This is a genomic window from Paenibacillus sp. 1011MAR3C5 (assembly GCF_003591485.1).
Classification (GTDB): domain Bacteria; phylum Bacillota; class Bacilli; order Paenibacillales; family Paenibacillaceae; genus Pristimantibacillus.
This window is the reverse complement of the sequence record NZ_QZCF01000010.1, coordinates 1-15787: the sequence shown is the minus strand read 5'-3', so window position 1 is coordinate 15787 and position 15787 is coordinate 1. Positions and strand designations below refer to the sequence as shown.

The following is a 15787-nucleotide window of genomic DNA, read 5'->3' as shown; positions in this document are numbered from 1 at the left end:
CGGAGGCAGACCATGAGCAGCGTAAGCACCGCCAAAACGGCGGGAAAACGTATTATTTATATCGATTTATTACGTATTATTTCTATTGTAGCCGTCATCGTATTGCACATCTCGGCTTCGCTGCTAACCCGCACGAACGATTTTTCGACGACCTCCTGGTGGGTGAGCAATGTATTCAACTCCATCTGCCGATTCGCAGTGCCGGTATTCTTTATGATTAGCGGTGCGATGATTCTGCGCTCGGAAGTGAAATCCTTGAAGGACTTTTATTTGAAAAGGGTGTGGCCGCTCGTCGTAGCCTTGCTTTCCTGGTCGCTTATCTACGGGTTGTTCTACCAGTACTATTTGCTAAAGAGCGACATGAATGCGCTGGAGTTCGTCGCGGACTACGGCTACAAGCTGCTCACCGACCAGAACTACGTGCATCTATGGTTCCTTTATGCGATTATCGCGGTCTATATGACCGTGCCGCTAATCTCCAAGTTTGTGAAGGCGTGCAGCGAAAAGGATTTGCGCTATTACTTGCTTCTGTGGTTCGTAGTGAGCATCTTATACCGGCTCGTCTCCGATATTGTATATCGGGTTACGGATCAGTATCTCTATATCCCAAGCATGAACATTCCATTGTTCATGGGCTATCTTGGCTACTTTATATTAGGCTACTATCTGTTCCACTTCGAGCTGCCGACCATATGGAAGCATGTCTTGTACAACCTGGGCATTTTATCGTTTGTCTTGACGCCTGTCCTGACGTATGGGGTATCGAAGCTGAACGGCACGCTGGATGAAATGTTCTACGGCAACTATTCCATCACGAGCTTCCTAATGGCGGTAGGGCTCTTCCTCTTCTTTAAGGAGAAGGATGCAGCCATATCGCGAAAGACCAACGACAAGGTGCGGAGGGTCATTAGCTCTGTCTCGGCGGCAAGCTTCAGCATCTATCTCGTCCATCTGCTGGTGGAGACGATGGTCGCACGCAGCGTGGGGGTAGAGGCTTCGTTCATCGAAACGGCGGGAAGTCTGATCTTTAATCTGTCAGCAGTGTTCGCAGTCAGTTACATTGCGGTTAAGGTCTTGAATCTGAATCGTTATGTGACGGCGATATTATTCGGCGGGAGAGGGTGACGAATCTGAGAGCGAACAAAGCAGTCAAAATCAATGCATGGACAAAACTTATCGTCGCAATCTTATTCATCGGTCTGGCGGTCTATTATGTGCAGAGCATCGGCGGGGAAGAACGGCGTGTCAACACCGTTTATATCGAGGCCTGGCGCGATCCGGCGAGTGTGAAGCTGTCAGAGAAGGGCGTAGACATCGCATTTGTTGCCTTTGCGAAGATTGCGGGCACAGACTTGTTCTTTCATGAGGATGAGGCGGCGAACGAGCAGATTAAAAACAATATCAAGCAGCTGAAAGAAAACAATCCGACAACCAAGTTTGTCTTGGCGGTTGGCGGCTACAGTGTGGACGGCTTCTCCGACGCCTCCATGGACGGCACGCGTTACTTGTTCACGGAAAGCATCATCGAGCTGGTGAAGGAGCTGGATCTGGACGGCGTCGATATCGACTGGGAGTTCCCGGGGCATGACGGCTGGGGCACGGTGAAGGCCAGCCCCAAGGATACGGTCAACTTCACGAGCCTGATGAGGGAGCTGCGCGAGAAGCTCAATCTGCTTCCGCATAAGGGGGACAAGCGCTATATCCTGACATTCGCCGCTGGCTCGCAGGATTGGTATTTCGAGAAGGTAGAGCTGAAGGAAGTGGAGAAGTACGTCGACTATATTAATGTGATGAGCTATGATTTGACCGGGCGCTGGTCGGACAAGACCGGCTTCAACGCCAATTTATATACTGACAGTCAGGGACAGTCTCCGCTTAGCATCGACCAGATCATCGCGAGCTACTTAAAGCATGGTGTGGACAGCAAGAAGCTTCTGCTTGGCATACCGGCCTATTCGTACGGCTGGTCGGGTGTGAAGGATGTTGGGGACGGCCTCTTCCAGACGGGCGAACCGATTGATATCGTAGAGACGAATCTGAACTACCAAACGATCATGAAGGATTATTTGGACAAAAATGGCTTTAAACGTTACTTCGATGAAAAAGCGAAGGCTGCTTATCTGTATAACGGCGATATCTTTATCAGCTATGAGGATCTGGAAGCCGTGGAAGCGAAAATTAACTTCATTAAGAAAAAGAATTTGGCCGGCGCTATGGTATGGGAATACGCCCAGGACGCGGAGGACGGCATTATTCAATATTTGACGGACAACCTGAACGAAGACTAATCTCGCTGTACTGCAGGACAAGGGACAGCTGGTCTTATTTTTCAGCATTTGTCGGACATGATCTACCCATACGCCTCTCTTAATCTCGCATATGATGAAGTAAGCATGATAGAGAGGAGGATCTACATGTCCGCAAAAGCAGAGATTAGCGGTTTGAGGAATGGCAGAAGGGTTGCCGGTGCATCAACTGGACGCCGCAGACATCATCATGACGATTTTGCAGTGGAAGGCATTCAAGATCTGGGCGGAGAGCTGAGCAGATCATTCGCCAAGCTTCGGAGACGCTGCAAGGCGCGCAAGCTCGTAGCTGCGATTCGCCATTGCGACCGCAGAGCGATCAATGAAATTTTTGACTGGAAGTGCAGAGAAATTTGCTTCTTCAAGAAGCCTGGCTATGATTGTGTGAAGATCAGCTGTTGTTCTGGACGAGGCTCCGCTGTCATCACGTTCGACATTTGTGTTAGAAGCTTGAATCGTCGCAACGGCTATGGCTATGGCGGCGGCTACGGTTTCTATTAATTCGCTAGACTTCTCATGAATACGAGAAGCCCGGTCTGCGTCGGAGCAGACCGGGCTTCTCCCGTTTGTCAGGTTAATTGCGCTAATTGCTTCATGATTTCAATATAGTAGGAAGCCTCTCGCGGGACGAATTGATCCGTTCGGATGACGCAGGTATCCGGGACGAGTCGGTATGCGCCTGGCACAGGCTCTTCATCCAGCTTCATGCCATGGACGGTAAGCTTGTCTGCCGAACCCTCCAGAAGCCTGATCATGTCGGCGATATCCGCCTCATAGATGCCAGCCACCTCTTCGGGCTGCAGGCGGAATTCTGACAGCGGCAGCTCACATACGAGAGCGAACACGTCGCTGACCTCCCGATCGATAAATGCAGCACCGCCAACTATGCCTTCCGCTTCCTCGCGAATTTGCCCCAGAGGGATAAGCTGATCGAAATCGGCGCGGATGCCTAGCTCTTCCTCAAGCTCTCGGGCTGCATCCCGGATCGTCTCGCCCGCAGTCAGATGGCCAGCCGCCGTAATGTCGAAGCTGCCTGGATTCGTGTCTTTGCAAAGCTGGCGCCGTTGGAACACGACCACCGGACGGCCTTCGACCCGCCGAGTCAGCCAGCAATGGAACGAGCGGTGCCAATATCCGTGCTTATGGGTCTCGGAGCGGGTAGCCGTACCAATCGGATTCATCGCTTCATCATAGATGTCGAATCTCTCCTCAGCCATTAGCGGCCGTCTCTAGCTGCGACGTGCAGTGCTTGCAGCGGGTTGCTTTCACCGGCACCTTGGACAGGCAATACGGGCAATCCTTCTCCGTAGGCTCAGCCTTGGCCGCATCCGGATCTTCCTTCTTGCGTCGCAGGGCATTAATGCCTTTGACCATCAGGAAGATACAGAATGCAACAATGACAAAATCGAGTATGACATTTATAAATTGACCATACTTGATAACAGGTGCAGTAGCCTTTTCTGCTTCACTTAGTGCAGATAGATCTACCAATGGAATCTGCAAATCCCTAAAATCCACTTCTCCCAATAGGTATCCAATAGGAGGCATAATAATGTCGTTTACAAGAGAGGTGACGATTTTGCCGAAAGCACCTCCTATAATAACACCCACCGCAAGGTCTACGACATTGCCGCGCATGGCAAATTCTTTAAATTCACTGAACATCTTCACTTTCATCGATCTTTCCTCCGTTTTCTACTCAGGTACCCTAGTAACTCTAGTATGAACCAAATCTAGCATTGCTAATCCAGAATAGCAAGACCTAACAAACGGGGCGAACGCCCTAATTCAACAAAAAGCGTCAGGATATCCTCGAAAGAAAAAGGATATTTTGGTAATTTGTCGAACTCACTTAAGATGTAAGATATTCAGTAGCAGAGGAGGAGCGCTAATGAGCCACCCGATATTGTTCGGCAACCCTTACTATTTGCTGCTATCGCTTTCGATCATGTGCTTTGCCTCCTTTACGATGATGAGTTTTGACCATATGAGACCAAAAGCGGGCCTGCAATCGATTTATTGGATGCTGGGTGCCGCATTAGTGTTCAGTCTGGGCTTATGGACGATGCATGTTGTATCGATGATGGCCTCCGACTATATGCTGGTTGTCGACTGGAGCATGATGGTGACCTTCTTCGCATGCGTGGTCACGACCTTTGCCGCACTGTATATCATCTTTCGCAAGGCGGATATCTCGCGGTTATGCGAGGGTATTGCTGCTTTTATACTTGCCTGTTCATCTATGCTGCTGCATTACATGTCCATTCTTTCAAACTCGATTCAGGCTTATTCCATCCATTATGGCTGGTTTGTGCTTTCCTTCGCTGTCAGCTTCGCCGGTGCCTATACCGCAATCCTCTTGCTTAAGAAGAAACCTTCCTTCTACAAAATGATTAACGCCCTCGTGCTTGGAATTTCCAGCATGGCGATGCACCAGATCGGGATGCATGCCATAACGGTGCAGTATCGCGATATTATGACGATGGAACGATTCAATGAATATTTGCTGCTGCTGGCCTTCATTCTCTGCATGACCACCTTTCTCATCATCAGCTTCAGCCTGACGACTTGGTTCAACATTAAGAAATTCGCCGTTATTCATGGACGTTACAAGCTTCTCGTCGAGAACTCGATGGACACCATCGCGCTGATCAAGGACGGCAAATGGGAGTATATGAATCCTTCCGGACTCGCGTTGTTTGATGCGAGGCATGAGCGGGAGCTGATTGGCGCCAGTGTCTACGAATTATTGGAGCCGAATCATCATGACGATATTGCGGAATGGATGGATGCGGAGCTGCCGGCGGACGGGGCACCTGCACTCACGACCGAGCTGCGGTGGCGGACGTTGCGGGGCAAACTCATTCATACGGAGATGGTTCGAGTCCGCGCCTCCTTCTATGGGGCTCCGGTCGAGCAAGTTATTATCCGGGATATCTCGGAGAGGAAGAAGAATGAGGAGCTGCTTATTAAAGCCGAGAAGCTGTCCATTGCAGGACAATTAGCGGCCGGGATTGCTCATGAGATTCGCAATCCGCTTACCTCGCTCAAGGGATTCATGCAGCTTCTTTCCTCGGGACGCATTCATAACAGTCATTATTACGCCATCATGAAGTCTGATCTTATTCAGATCGAGTCGATTATTAGCGAACTGCTCATGTTATCGAAGCCGCAAGTGTACGAATATGCGCATATCGATCTTCAGCAGCTCCTCACGGAAGCCGTATCCAGCCTGAGAGCGCATGCTGATATGTACCGGGTCCGCTTGGAGTATGGACAAGTGCAGCATCCGTTATGGGTGATGGGAGTCGGAACCCAGCTGAAGCAAGTATTTATTAATGTGATTAAAAATGCGATTGAATCCATGCAGGACGGCGGCACTGTTCGTGTAGATGTGTGTGTAAGCGATCGGGGCATGACCATTATCCGTATCCGTGACGAAGGGATGGGGATCTCGAAGGAGCAGCTGGCGAAGATGGGACAGCCTTTCTATACAACCAAAGAAAAGGGAACCGGCTTAGGCCTCATGGTGTCTTACAAAATAATCGACAATCACGAGGGCTTTATTTCTGCCGAGAGTGAGCTCGGCATCGGCACAACCTTCACGATCCGCCTCCCCCAGCGCTGTCCGGCAGCGGGCAAGCTGGAACTGCTCAATCGACATGCATAGGTTGCAATGAATCGCTGTTCCATGGTATATCTCTAGTATACAAACATACGTTCCTAAGTGATGGATGGCATTCCATCCTTTCGAAGAAGGAGATAAGAGATGGCGGAGCCGCTAAAGTTGATGTATGACGGTACATTTTTGGAGCAGTTCGGGACAAGACTGAAGGAAGCTTGGCAGCCGTTCGATGTGAAGCGATTCCTGAATGAGGCCAGGAGAGAGGATTGGGCGGAGCTGGAGCTTAAGCCCCGTATTCGGAGAATTGCCGAAGCGCTTGGAGCTACATTGCCTGGCAACTATCCAGAGGCATTGGATGTGCTGTATCGTATAGATGAAAGCTGCGTAGGTTTTCCTTATCTGTTCTTCCCGGACTTTGTGGAGGTATTCGGAAGAGGGGAGGAGCACTGGGATCTGTCCATGAAGGCGCTGGCTCGGTTTACTCGGCGGTCCAGTGCGGAATTTGCAGTAAGGCCGTTTATTATCGAGCACCCGGAGCGGATGATTCCGCAATTGCTGCAATGGGCTGGAGATTCGGATGAGCATGTAAGGAGACTTGCAAGTGAAGGCTCAAGACCAAGGTTGCCTTGGGGACAAGCGATTGAGATGTTCAAGAAGGACCCTTCGCCCATGATACCGCTCTTGGAGAAGCTGAAAGCTGATCCATCTTTGTATGTGCGCAAGAGTGTCGCCAATCATCTGAATGATATTACTAAAGATCATCCCGAACTTGTCTTATCCGTTGCCGAGAAGTGGCTGGGACAGCATGAGTGGACGGATTGGATTGTCCGACACGCTTGCCGGACGTTAGTGAAGCGTGCCGATCCTCGGGCAATGGCCCTATTCGGATATACTGCCCATGAGGAATCTGCTGCGTCACTGGTGCAATCTGCGGATTTGACGTTATCAGAGACCGATATTTCCATTGGCGGGGAAGTGAAGCTGCATTACCGCATTCAATTCATCGATGCTGGTTCATCGGAGCGCTTCAAGCTGCGTGTAGAATATGGGATTGATTTCGTGAAGTCCGGAGGCAAATCCTCGCTGAAGCGATTCCTGCTATCAGATCGTGAGTTCAGTCAAGGCGAGATCATCGACCATACGCGAGTACATCGATTTGCTGATTTGACAACACGCAAGCATTACCCTGGTCCGCATGTGATCACGCTATGGGTGAATGGCGTGGAGGCAGCCAGAACAGAGTTACAGCTGCATAAGGAATAGCAAGCAGGAGAAGGGAGAGCAAGGTGCATGCGCCCGGCTTCTCCCTTCCTTGTTCGTATGGATGGATAGCGAGATTAGTCGTCTTTATCCTTGTTGCTTGTCGTATGGCGTCTTGGATGCTGCATGTGAGCTTCCGGGTTGTCGTCGTCATCATGGGGCGTAAGTCTAGGATCAGTGCGCCCTTCGTGATGGTTGTCGAATTCAAGCTCGACCTGTCTCCACTCCGTTGATCCGAGAATCGGATCGGCAGGGAAGACGTCGCCCCGCTCAAGCTTCTCGTCCCGTCCCCATTCATTGCGGTATACGCCGTCTGCTTCCACCGGCTCGCCGGAGATGGGATCCATTCGATGCTCTTCATGAGAGTTGCTCATATGCCTTTATCCTCCTTAGCTGTCTTCATAAAGCTTATAGGCCGTGCTTGGGCACAGCGGCACGGTCAGCTTCCGATTGCAGATCCCTGGCCTGTTCTTTGCTTGCCTGATGACGGTCTGCGAGCGACTGGGCCTTGCTTGCTGCCTTCTGGCGATCGGATGGATTTTTGCCGGACATGGGCTATCGCTCCTTTGCAGGAAGTATGATCTATCGTAAAGGATGATCAGTATTAGTGTGCCACGGGAGAAGGGAAGATATAAGTTCATTACAGCAATCGGAGCTCGCAGGAAGGACAGGTGACATCGCGTTCGGTTACTTCCTCGCCGCATCCAGGGCAAGGCTCGCGGTAGAAGGCTTGAGGCTTGCCGCTATTGGGGGAGGAGGAAGCGGGCGGTTCTTCTTGCTCGTTCCTCAGATGAGCTGGTGTTCCGAAGATGGCTTCCACCATGCCGCGGATACTCTTATAGTTGTCGGAGTCATCCGACATGACGCGTATGACGAGAAACATGGCTCCGAGCAGTCCGCAAGCTAGAAGAAGCACAAGGGCTGTCGCCCCGATATTCAGCCAGGAGGACAATGGGGGGAGAGCTGCGTGGGGATGCCATAAGGTTATGCTCTGCATCTCAGTCACCTCACCCGTTCACCTGATAACGTTTCTCCAGCGTCTTTCCTCCAAACCACATCACAAGCACAGCTGTAATGGAGACGAATATGCGCCATGGCTCATTCACCAGGTTGGTAATGTCAAAGCTGATGAGCGAGATGACGAAGATCATAACCGCCTTACCCATCATCGTCGCCAGCAAAAATGTATGGAAGGGAACTTTGCTAAGACCGGAAACGACGGTAATCACTACCGATGGCGTAAACGGAAAGCAGGCGAGCAGAAACAAGGGAGTGAAGCCTCTCTTCTCAACCCAGTTGAAGAAACGTTCTGACTTCGGAAATCTGCCCATCAGTTTGGTTTTTACATTGCGTCCGAGAGTACGGCATATAAAAAAAACACATATCGCGCCTCCCGTGACACCAATCCAGGAGAAGAGAAACCCAAGTCCGAGTCCGTAGATGTTCACATTAGCCGCAATAATAAGAATGAGCGGCAGGAAGGGCAGAAAAGCTTCGATGAAGGGCAGCAAAATGCCCGGAAGCGGACCGAACTGCGAATAGCTCTCCAGCGTTTGCTGAATTTGGTTCAGGTCCATATTTTTCAAATCTTGAATCCAGTCTTGCCAGTTGCTCATCAATTCCTAACCCCGATCTTCTTAAGTGTTGAATAGTAAAGGCCGATTAGGCCGAATAGGATGGCGCTTGTCCAGAACACAGCGGTTTCGCCGCCCCACAGGGCGATTACGCCACCCAGTATAGGTCCGATCATGACGCCTACACCTTCAAAGGTCGACAGAAGACCCCAGCCGACTCCCTCTTGCTTAGGTGGTACGTATGTGGCCAGCAAAGCGTTCCAGGTCGGCAGAATAGCCGAATAGGATAATCCAAGTCCCACCGCTATAACTAAACAATACCAGAATGAAAGTCCCCATGCCAGTACATACAATCCAAAGGCAAAAGCAAGAAATCCGACGACTAGAAACCATCTGTTTCCGCCAAGTCTGTCGGATAGCTTGCCCATGGGGATAAGGCCCCCTACAGCGCATAATCCGCCTACCGTCAGAAGAATGGAGTATTGCGCTCCTGACAGTCCAAGCTCGTGAGTTGCGAAGCCCGGCAGGATCGGAATGAGCATGCTGGCGCCGGTCGTCTGCAGAATCATGCCCGGAAGAAGCTGTTTCATGCTGACAAGCTTATCGCGAAGGGCGTGAATCTGCGCTTTGATCGGGATATGGTGCATCGATGACACCTTGCTTTTTCTCATGAAGAAAGACAGCAGCAAGGCCGCAACCGACATCAGGACGAGCAAGTTATAGGTTAGGTCTGAGCTGTAATCGAGCAAAATGTTGCAAATGATCGGTCCGCTTCCCAGTCCGAATAACCAGATGGTGTAGAGGAAGCCCATTTGGGTAGCTCGATGCTCCTCGGACACTCTGGTCAAGCAGACAATCCAGATGGGGGACATGCCTATTCCGTAGATTGCGGCGGCGCCGATGAACATCCAGGGAAGATCGGCGAATTGGAGCGCATAGACCCCGACAAGCGCAATGGCCAAGCTGATTTGTACAATCAGACGCGGAGAGAAGCGGTCAAGCAGATAACCAATGGCGATCTTCAGCAGCGTATCCGTAATGTAGTGGGCAGATATCGCCAGACCGATAACGTCAGGAGATAATCCGAGAGAACGAGCTCCATAGATGGGAAGAAGGCTGACAAGCACAGCTCCCCGTACGAATTCGACAATAAACAGAATGACGGATAAGAGCCGCATATCCGGCCCAACCCAATGATTTTGGCGCATAGTACGAATAGACTCCTTTTCCACACTGACTTAAAAGAAGGAAGCTTTATCTTGCACATGCAATTTGGTTACAATATCCATTATAATCGTCTCAGCGGCAGAATGGGAGGAACCCTTCGCTTGAAGGCTCCGGATGCGTATGCGACAGTTCATGAGCTTAATCGGATCATTCACCAACTGGAGCAATTGACGAACCAGTTCATGGCTGTCTCTGGAGATGAATGCTGCGCCTTTGGACTGCAGATACAACGCGTTCTGCTTCTCTTGGCCGGGGACGGGACGATAGAGAAAGGCTGGCAGCTCAGCAGCGATCGCTTCGGCTAACGTAAGACCGCCAGGCTTGGTGATCAACCCGTCTGCAAGCGCCATTAATTCATGAATGCGATCCATATATCCGAATGCCGTGAGGCGGTGTGCCGAAGGATGGGAGCGGAAGCGCTCTTGGATCATCTCTTTTAGCTGGCGATTATGTCCGCAGACAACGGCAACTTGCACATGCGGATCATGCAGAAGCTGCTCGCATATTTTATCGATGTTGGGCATGACACCTTGAGCGCCAGCCATAATAAGTATGGTGGGGCACCCATATTGAAGTCCGTAACCGCTGTACAGCTCAGGAGAACGCTCGATGGAGCGGAATTCTTTCTTCAGCGGCAGTCCGCTCACTTTTATCGCGCTGCTTCGAATGCCAAGCTGCTGAAGCTCGCGGTACAGATCCTTAGTGGCTACATAATAGCGTTCTATGCTGGGGTGTACCCATCTGCGATGCAGGTCGAAGTCGGTAATCACCGCATAAGAGGGAATAGATGAAGCAAGCTTCCTCATGCTCTGAATCGCATAGAAGGGAAAGGTGTAGATGACGGCATCGGGCTTCTCCGCCAGCAGCAGTTGCTTCACCTTATGGCGGCCGAAGGAATGCAGCCAGTTGCCCAGCAGGGAATTATGCTTCATCGGTTTGGTAATGCCATACATCCAGCCATAGAGAAAGGGCAAATGCGTGTAGCTCTTGTGATAAAAGCGCTTGGTCATTTCATTCAGCCATGGATGTGATTCCGCCATCAGATCGTATAGGACGACCTGATGATACCCGGAATCGATGTAGGCATCGCGAAGTGCTTTCGCTGCTTGGATATGTCCTTCGCCGTATGAGGCGTAGACAATCAGCAATTTCAATTGCCGGTTATGAGAATGAATCAGCATGACGCACCTCCTACAGCATAGTCTAAGGATGATTTGTAACACGAACGTGAACGACATGTGGATCCTTTATATTATTTTTGTAGATTTATTGTAATATCCGTCTCATTCTAAATTGAAAAGGGGCAGCGGACATGAAATATACGTATCTTGGAAATTCCGGATTGAAGGTAAGCAGGCTATGTCTAGGCACTATGAATTTTGGCGTGGATACGGATGAGAAGGATGCATTCCGAATTATGGATGCGGCGCTGGATGCCGGCATCAACTTTTTCGATACGGCGAACATTTATGGCTGGGGTGAGAATGCCGGGCGTACGGAGGAAATGATCGGCCGATGGTTCAAGGAAGGGAGCGGGAGAAGGGAACGTACCGTTCTGGCTACTAAAGTGTATGGCGATATGCATGACACATATGACGGACCCAATCGGGAGCAGGGCTTGTCATCCTACAAAATCCGCAGGCATCTGGAAGGCTCGCTCAAGCGCTTGCAGACGGACCATATCGAGCTGTACCAAATGCATCATGTGGACCGGAGAGTGAATTGGACCGAGCTATGGGGTGCTTTTCAGACTGCTCAGGCACAAGGGAAAATCGGGTATGTCGGCTCCAGCAACTTCGCCGGCTGGGATATTGCGGTGGCGCAGGGTGAAGCGAAAGCCAGAGGGATATTGGGTCTTGTCTCTGAGCAGCACAAGTACAATTTGTTGTGCCGTCTGCCGGAGCTCGAGGTGCTTCCGGCATCCCAGGCATTGGGACTTGGCGTCCTGCCATGGAGCCCGCTTGATGGAGGCTTGCTCGCGGGGAACCAGCGCCGCAGAAAAGGCGGCGGACGTCGAAGTGGGGATGAGAAGCGTCTCGCCAAGTTTCAGGATCAACTGGAGGCCTACGCCAAGCTTTGCGATGAACTAGGCGAGCCGGAGGATGTCGTGTCGCTTGCATGGCTGCTTGCTAATCCAGCGGTCACCGCACCGATTATCGGTGTGCGTACGAGCGAGCAATTCGAACGTTCCCTTCGGGTTGTTGATGTGAAGTTGGACGAGGAAACGTTAAAGCGTATTGACGAAATCTTTCCTGGTCCAGGTGGAGATGCGCCAGGCGCGTATGCTTGGTAGAAGTATCGTGACATGCGAACAGCCCGAGAGACGTCTCTCGGGCTGGTTGTTGTGTGTCTGGTGCTGGCTGGACTCAAATGAGCAGATTAAATAATACAGGATCCTTATTCAATTCAACGAACTGGAAGCCTTTCTTCTGCATGCGTTCAACGAGCGGCTGATAGTCCTCGCGATGCTTGAGCTCGAGTCCGACCAATGCGGGACCGTTGTCTTTATTTGATTTCTTAGTATATTCGAAGCGGGTAATATCGTCGTTCGGGCCTAATACCTGATCAAGGAATTCACGGAGCGCTCCAGCTCTCTGCGGGAAGCTGACCATGAAATAATGTTTGTATCCTTCGTAAATCAAGGAGCGTTCTTTGATCTCCTGCATACGGTCTACGTCATTATTTCCGCCGCTGACGACGCAGACAACCGTTTTGCCAGTAATCTGATCCCGGTAAGCGTCAAGCGCTGCAATAGGAAGGGCACCTGCAGGCTCGGCTACGATGGCATTTTCATTATACAGATCAAGCAGCGTCGTACATACTTTGCCTTCCGGTACGGTGATAACATCGTCCAGCAGCTCTTGGCAGATCGAGAAGGTCAAGTCGCCAATGCGCTTGACCGCAGCTCCGTCTACGAATTTGTCTATCATCTCCAGCGGCACGACTTCGCCCGCATCAAGTGAGGCGCGGAGCGATGGAGCTCCCTCAGGCTCGACGCCTATGATTTGGGTTTGGGGAGCAACGATCTTTACGTAGGAAGCTACACCGGCGGCGAGTCCGCCTCCACCGACTGTCACGAAGATATAATCCGGCGCAGTCTCCGCCTTCTCCATCAGCTCTTGGCCGACCGTTCCGTTGCCTGCAATAATCTTCCGATCATCGAACGGATGGATGAAAGCGAGACCGCTGCGCTGGCTCTCCGCTATTGCTTCCGCATAAGCATCATCGAACGTGTCACCGGTCAGGACGACTTCGACCATGTCACCGCCGAAGAAAGATACTTGCTTTACCTTTTGTCTCGGCGTGGTGGTCGGCATATAGATTTTGCCTGGTATTCCTAGCGTCTGGCAGGAGTAGGCTACACCTTGGGCGTGGTTGCCGGCGCTTGCGCAGACGACGCCTTTCACCGTTTCCTCGAGGGAGAGGGAGCGCATCAGATGATAGGCACCTCTTATTTTGAACGAACGGACGACTTGCAGATCTTCGCGTTTGAGCCAGACCTGGCAATTATAGCGTTCCGATAATACTCGATTATATTGAAGCGGGGTGCGGGAGATCACATCTTTCAGATGCATTTGGGCCTGTACAATTTCTTCGAGTCTTATATGGTTATGAGATAAAGGATGAACATTCATAGAGAACCTTCCTTCCGTCAGTCGTGTGCATCTTGGATAATGAGTGGATTCATTATACCATTATGACAGGAAGAATGAAGGGACTGGCTTCAAAATAGCTAATTCGATAGAATAGGAGCTGGACGAGGAGGTAGAGAATGGGGAAGTTTTTGAAAAGATTGTTTATTACCTTAATTGTGATGTTGCTGATCATAGGAGGGGCTGCATGGTGGTTTCTGTCGTACATCTCACCGGATAAGCCTCTTAATCTGAATTATAATCCGATAGATGTCAGGCAGAAGGCTGTGGACATGGTGAAACGCCTTAAGCCGGAGCTGGTGCTGAGTGAGGCGGAAGTGAATGATTTGATCAAGAAGCATATAGACCGTGATGTGGCCGAAGGTGTCGAGCTAGATGGTGCGGAGTTCGAGCTGAATGGAGACCGGTTGATTGCGGATTTGAACATCACGTACAAAGATAGGATTCCAGCTCACATCCGGGCCGAGTATCGGTTGGAGTGGCAAAATCCCAATCTGGCATTGAGACCCCAGTCGTTGACGATGAAAGGAATTCAATTGCCGCTTCGTATGTTAGAGACGATCGTCGTACCGCTCGACTTGCCGACGGGGGATATGGTCACGGTGGATGATGTTAAATTCGAAGAGAAGCAGGTTAAAGTGTTATTCCAAATCAAGCTGCCGTTCTAGCGGCATGAAGAAATCCCTTCCGATTGCAATCCGGAAGGGGTTTCTGTCGTCATTCACGACGCTGCCCAGAATTGTTCTTAAACTAAGCAGAAGGGCGATGTTGAGGTTCAGGATAGGGAAATCGGCTATAATCAGATCCGTTATTCCGGGAGAGGTGCGCCTCACACGGAAGGAAGGGAAGATACTTGCTCCTAATGCAATGGAAATGACGGCGTTAGTCGTGTAGTTAATTGTAGCTTTGATCGAGTATCTGCCGGTGGTCCTCGTTTACCTCTAGGGGACCAGTTGGTTCCGTTGGACCTTCGATACAAGTTTTGGGATTTTCTTATTTGTTGTGCATGGATGTCTCTTCAGAGTGTCTTTTTTTTTTGAAATATTATTGCTTGTATTTTTGGGTCCCCAGCCATCGTTAATTCGCCTATGTATCATATGTACTTGTTGTGAAGAGCTTTCCAAAAAAAATACTAGTAGAGGAGGACACAGGAGGCTGCAGAAAATAATGGTCAGGGCTTTAGAAGAGAACCAGAGTGTCGAGAAAGTCCAGTGGACCTTCTGCACAAAAGTTTATATAGTGGTCTCTTTAAGAAAAATCGTAGCCTAGGGGATTTGATGAAAAGACCAAATGACACCTGTGCTCCTTGGTTCACCATGAGTTCGTGTTGGTTCATTCGGTGTAATTTTTCAAAAAATTTGAGGATACTGCAGCAGCATGAATCGGCAGTTTGTAATTTGAAGCATTATCCTTGAGTTGATAGTTAATAACGCCAAACCCACACAAAAGGCCTTTGGTCACTCCAAGAGGACCAAAGGCCATCAATTCTAGTGATTATTGAACTGGCAGGGCAAAATTTAGATTACGCAAGTTGGTTAATGGACCAAATGACGCCGCTTCCTGCTCCCCCTAAATCCAATGGAATGGTTAAACCGTCAGCAACGTAGAATAATCCAATCGTTTCCCCGGCTGTAAGTTCTACTTCCCCAGCCAAAGCTACTGAACCGTTACCAAGTATTGCACGTAGTGTAAGAAGCAAGGCGACATCGACGTTTAATACAGGGAATAATCCAGTTATAAGATCTGTTGCATCGGTAATTCTGCGTACAACAAAGGCTGGGTTGACACCGGCTCCTAAGTTAACTGTAATGGCAGCAGTTGTTGTATATCCTATTGTAGCAGAGATTAAATATCTGCCAGTTGCAGGAACAGTGTATACGCCCGTCACTGGGTCGAAGCTTGGGTCTGCAAAGTAAGGATTAGTAACAGTCCATCCAATAACTTGCTGTGAGGCAGCAACTCCAGCGGCTGTTGTAAAAGCAGAAAATCCTTCTGAAGTTACTATTGGTCCAGTTGCCCCTGTCGGTCCAGTAGGTCCAGTTGCGCCATCGGCCCCTGTCGGTCCAGTAGGTCCAGTTGCGCCATCGGCCCCTGTCGGTCCAGTAGGTCCAGTTGCGCCATCGGCCCCTGTCGGTCCAGTAG

General features: G+C 50.3%; 16 protein-coding genes and 1 pseudogene. 7 read left to right on the top strand and 10 right to left on the bottom strand.

What is annotated here, in order from left to right; translation table 11 throughout:
• Nucleotides 1-12 precede the first annotated feature (12 nt).
• The 3 genes from D3P07_RS23110 (at nucleotide 13) to D3P07_RS23100 (ending at nucleotide 2807) form a co-directional block, all read left to right on the top strand.
• Nucleotides 13-1125 (top strand): acyltransferase, encoded by a 1113-nt coding sequence (locus D3P07_RS23110; protein ID WP_119802741.1) that lies wholly within the window; start codon nucleotides 13-15, stop codon nucleotides 1123-1125.
• On the top strand, nucleotides 1122-2288 hold the full coding sequence (locus D3P07_RS23105) for a glycoside hydrolase family 18 protein (protein WP_259391657.1): 1167 nt from the start codon (nucleotides 1122-1124) through the stop codon (nucleotides 2286-2288). Before D3P07_RS23110 ends, D3P07_RS23105 begins: the two co-directional genes overlap by 4 nt.
• Before the next feature lie 126 nt (nucleotides 2289-2414).
• The gene (locus D3P07_RS23100; RefSeq protein ID WP_119802739.1) at nucleotides 2415-2807 is read left to right on the top strand and encodes a hypothetical protein; all 393 of its coding nucleotides are present in this window, start codon (nucleotides 2415-2417) and stop codon (nucleotides 2805-2807) included.
• A 68-nt stretch (nucleotides 2808-2875) separates the two neighbouring features.
• On the opposite strand, the gene D3P07_RS23095 is transcribed toward D3P07_RS23100, so the two are convergent.
• Together D3P07_RS23095 and mscL are read right to left on the bottom strand one after the other, a co-directional pair.
• Nucleotides 2876-3523 (bottom strand): NUDIX hydrolase, encoded by a 648-nt coding sequence (locus D3P07_RS23095; protein ID WP_119802737.1) that lies wholly within the window; start codon nucleotides 3521-3523, stop codon nucleotides 2876-2878.
• Complete coding sequence (gene mscL, locus D3P07_RS23090) at nucleotides 3516-3983, bottom strand: large-conductance mechanosensitive channel protein MscL (protein ID WP_119802735.1); 468 nt, start codon at nucleotides 3981-3983, stop codon at nucleotides 3516-3518. Before mscL ends, D3P07_RS23095 begins: the two co-directional genes overlap by 8 nt.
• A 214-nt stretch (nucleotides 3984-4197) precedes the next feature.
• Here mscL and D3P07_RS23085 point away from each other — a divergent pair, with 214 nt between their 5' ends.
• Nucleotides 4198-5976 carry an ATP-binding protein gene (locus D3P07_RS23085; RefSeq protein WP_119802733.1) on the top strand — a complete coding sequence of 593 codons (1779 nt, stop codon included), beginning with the start codon at nucleotides 4198-4200 and terminating at the stop codon, nucleotides 5974-5976.
• Nucleotides 5977-6075: 99 nt separating this feature from the next.
• Nucleotides 6076-7194, top strand: a complete 1119-nt coding sequence (locus D3P07_RS23080) for a DNA alkylation repair protein (protein ID WP_119802731.1) — start codon at nucleotides 6076-6078, stop codon at nucleotides 7192-7194.
• A gap of 74 nt (nucleotides 7195-7268) precedes the next feature.
• Here the strand turns inward: D3P07_RS23080 and D3P07_RS23075 are convergent, their stop codons facing one another.
• From D3P07_RS23075 to D3P07_RS23055, 6 genes are all read right to left on the bottom strand, one after another.
• Nucleotides 7269-7565 carry a transposase gene (locus tag D3P07_RS23075; RefSeq protein WP_119802729.1) on the bottom strand — a complete coding sequence of 99 codons (297 nt, stop codon included), beginning with the start codon at nucleotides 7563-7565 and terminating at the stop codon, nucleotides 7269-7271.
• 34 nt (nucleotides 7566-7599) lie between these two features.
• Nucleotides 7600-7743 carry a hypothetical protein gene (locus tag D3P07_RS27210; protein WP_182914480.1) on the bottom strand — a complete coding sequence of 48 codons (144 nt, stop codon included), beginning with the start codon at nucleotides 7741-7743 and terminating at the stop codon, nucleotides 7600-7602.
• 88 nt (nucleotides 7744-7831) lie between these two features.
• On the bottom strand, nucleotides 7832-8197 hold the full coding sequence (locus tag D3P07_RS23070; protein WP_147384561.1) for a hypothetical protein: 366 nt from the start codon (nucleotides 8195-8197) through the stop codon (nucleotides 7832-7834).
• Nucleotide 8198: 1 nt separating this feature from the next.
• The gene (locus tag D3P07_RS23065) at nucleotides 8199-8807 is read right to left on the bottom strand and encodes a TVP38/TMEM64 family protein (RefSeq protein WP_119802725.1); all 609 of its coding nucleotides are present in this window, start codon (nucleotides 8805-8807) and stop codon (nucleotides 8199-8201) included.
• Complete coding sequence (locus D3P07_RS23060; RefSeq protein ID WP_119802723.1) at nucleotides 8807-9973, bottom strand: MFS transporter; 1167 nt, start codon at nucleotides 9971-9973, stop codon at nucleotides 8807-8809. Before D3P07_RS23060 ends, D3P07_RS23065 begins: the two co-directional genes overlap by 1 nt.
• Before the next feature lie 30 nt (nucleotides 9974-10003).
• Nucleotides 10004-11173 (bottom strand): MGDG synthase family glycosyltransferase, encoded by a 1170-nt coding sequence (locus D3P07_RS23055; protein WP_182914479.1) that lies wholly within the window; start codon nucleotides 11171-11173, stop codon nucleotides 10004-10006.
• A 131-nt stretch (nucleotides 11174-11304) separates the two neighbouring features.
• Here D3P07_RS23055 and D3P07_RS23050 point away from each other — a divergent pair, with 131 nt between their 5' ends.
• Complete coding sequence (locus D3P07_RS23050) at nucleotides 11305-12285, top strand: aldo/keto reductase (RefSeq protein WP_119802719.1); 981 nt, start codon at nucleotides 11305-11307, stop codon at nucleotides 12283-12285.
• Nucleotides 12286-12358: 73 nt separating this feature from the next.
• On the opposite strand, the gene ilvA is transcribed toward D3P07_RS23050, so the two are convergent.
• Nucleotides 12359-13627: a threonine ammonia-lyase IlvA gene (gene ilvA / locus D3P07_RS23045; protein WP_119802717.1), complete on the bottom strand. Its 1269-nt coding sequence runs from the start codon at nucleotides 13625-13627 to the stop codon at nucleotides 12359-12361.
• A 137-nt stretch (nucleotides 13628-13764) separates the two neighbouring features.
• Here ilvA and D3P07_RS23040 point away from each other — a divergent pair, with 137 nt between their 5' ends.
• Nucleotides 13765-14313: a hypothetical protein gene (locus D3P07_RS23040; protein ID WP_119802715.1), complete on the top strand. Its 549-nt coding sequence runs from the start codon at nucleotides 13765-13767 to the stop codon at nucleotides 14311-14313.
• A gap of 854 nt (nucleotides 14314-15167) precedes the next feature.
• Here D3P07_RS23040 and D3P07_RS27205 read toward each other — a convergent pair.
• Nucleotides 15168-15787 (bottom strand): annotated as a pseudogene (locus D3P07_RS27205) (collagen-like protein); the annotation flags it as partial.

Bases quoted from the DNA above. Each gene is read 5' to 3' on its own strand.
- D3P07_RS23110 (WP_119802741.1), top strand. From the start codon at position 13: ATGAGCAGCGTAAGCACCGCCAAAACGGCGGGAAAACGTATTATTTAT.
- D3P07_RS23075 (WP_119802729.1), bottom strand. From the start codon at position 7,565: ATGAGCAACTCTCATGAAGAGCATCGAATGGATCCCATCTCCGGCGAG.
- ilvA (WP_119802717.1), bottom strand. From the start codon at position 13,627: ATGAATGTTCATCCTTTATCTCATAACCATATAAGACTCGAAGAAATT.
- mscL (WP_119802735.1), bottom strand. From the start codon at position 3,983: ATGAAAGTGAAGATGTTCAGTGAATTTAAAGAATTTGCCATGCGCGGC.
- D3P07_RS23040 (WP_119802715.1), top strand. From the start codon at position 13,765: ATGGGGAAGTTTTTGAAAAGATTGTTTATTACCTTAATTGTGATGTTG.
- D3P07_RS27210 (WP_182914480.1), bottom strand. From the start codon at position 7,743: ATGTCCGGCAAAAATCCATCCGATCGCCAGAAGGCAGCAAGCAAGGCC.
- D3P07_RS23055 (WP_182914479.1), bottom strand. From the start codon at position 11,173: ATGCTGATTCATTCTCATAACCGGCAATTGAAATTGCTGATTGTCTAC.
- D3P07_RS23065 (WP_119802725.1), bottom strand. From the start codon at position 8,807: ATGAGCAACTGGCAAGACTGGATTCAAGATTTGAAAAATATGGACCTG.
- D3P07_RS23095 (WP_119802737.1), bottom strand. From the start codon at position 3,523: ATGGCTGAGGAGAGATTCGACATCTATGATGAAGCGATGAATCCGATT.
- D3P07_RS23085 (WP_119802733.1), top strand. From the start codon at position 4,198: ATGAGCCACCCGATATTGTTCGGCAACCCTTACTATTTGCTGCTATCG.
- D3P07_RS23080 (WP_119802731.1), top strand. From the start codon at position 6,076: ATGGCGGAGCCGCTAAAGTTGATGTATGACGGTACATTTTTGGAGCAG.
- D3P07_RS23060 (WP_119802723.1), bottom strand. From the start codon at position 9,973: ATGCGCCAAAATCATTGGGTTGGGCCGGATATGCGGCTCTTATCCGTC.
- D3P07_RS23100 (WP_119802739.1), top strand. From the start codon at position 2,415: ATGTCCGCAAAAGCAGAGATTAGCGGTTTGAGGAATGGCAGAAGGGTT.
- D3P07_RS23050 (WP_119802719.1), top strand. From the start codon at position 11,305: ATGAAATATACGTATCTTGGAAATTCCGGATTGAAGGTAAGCAGGCTA.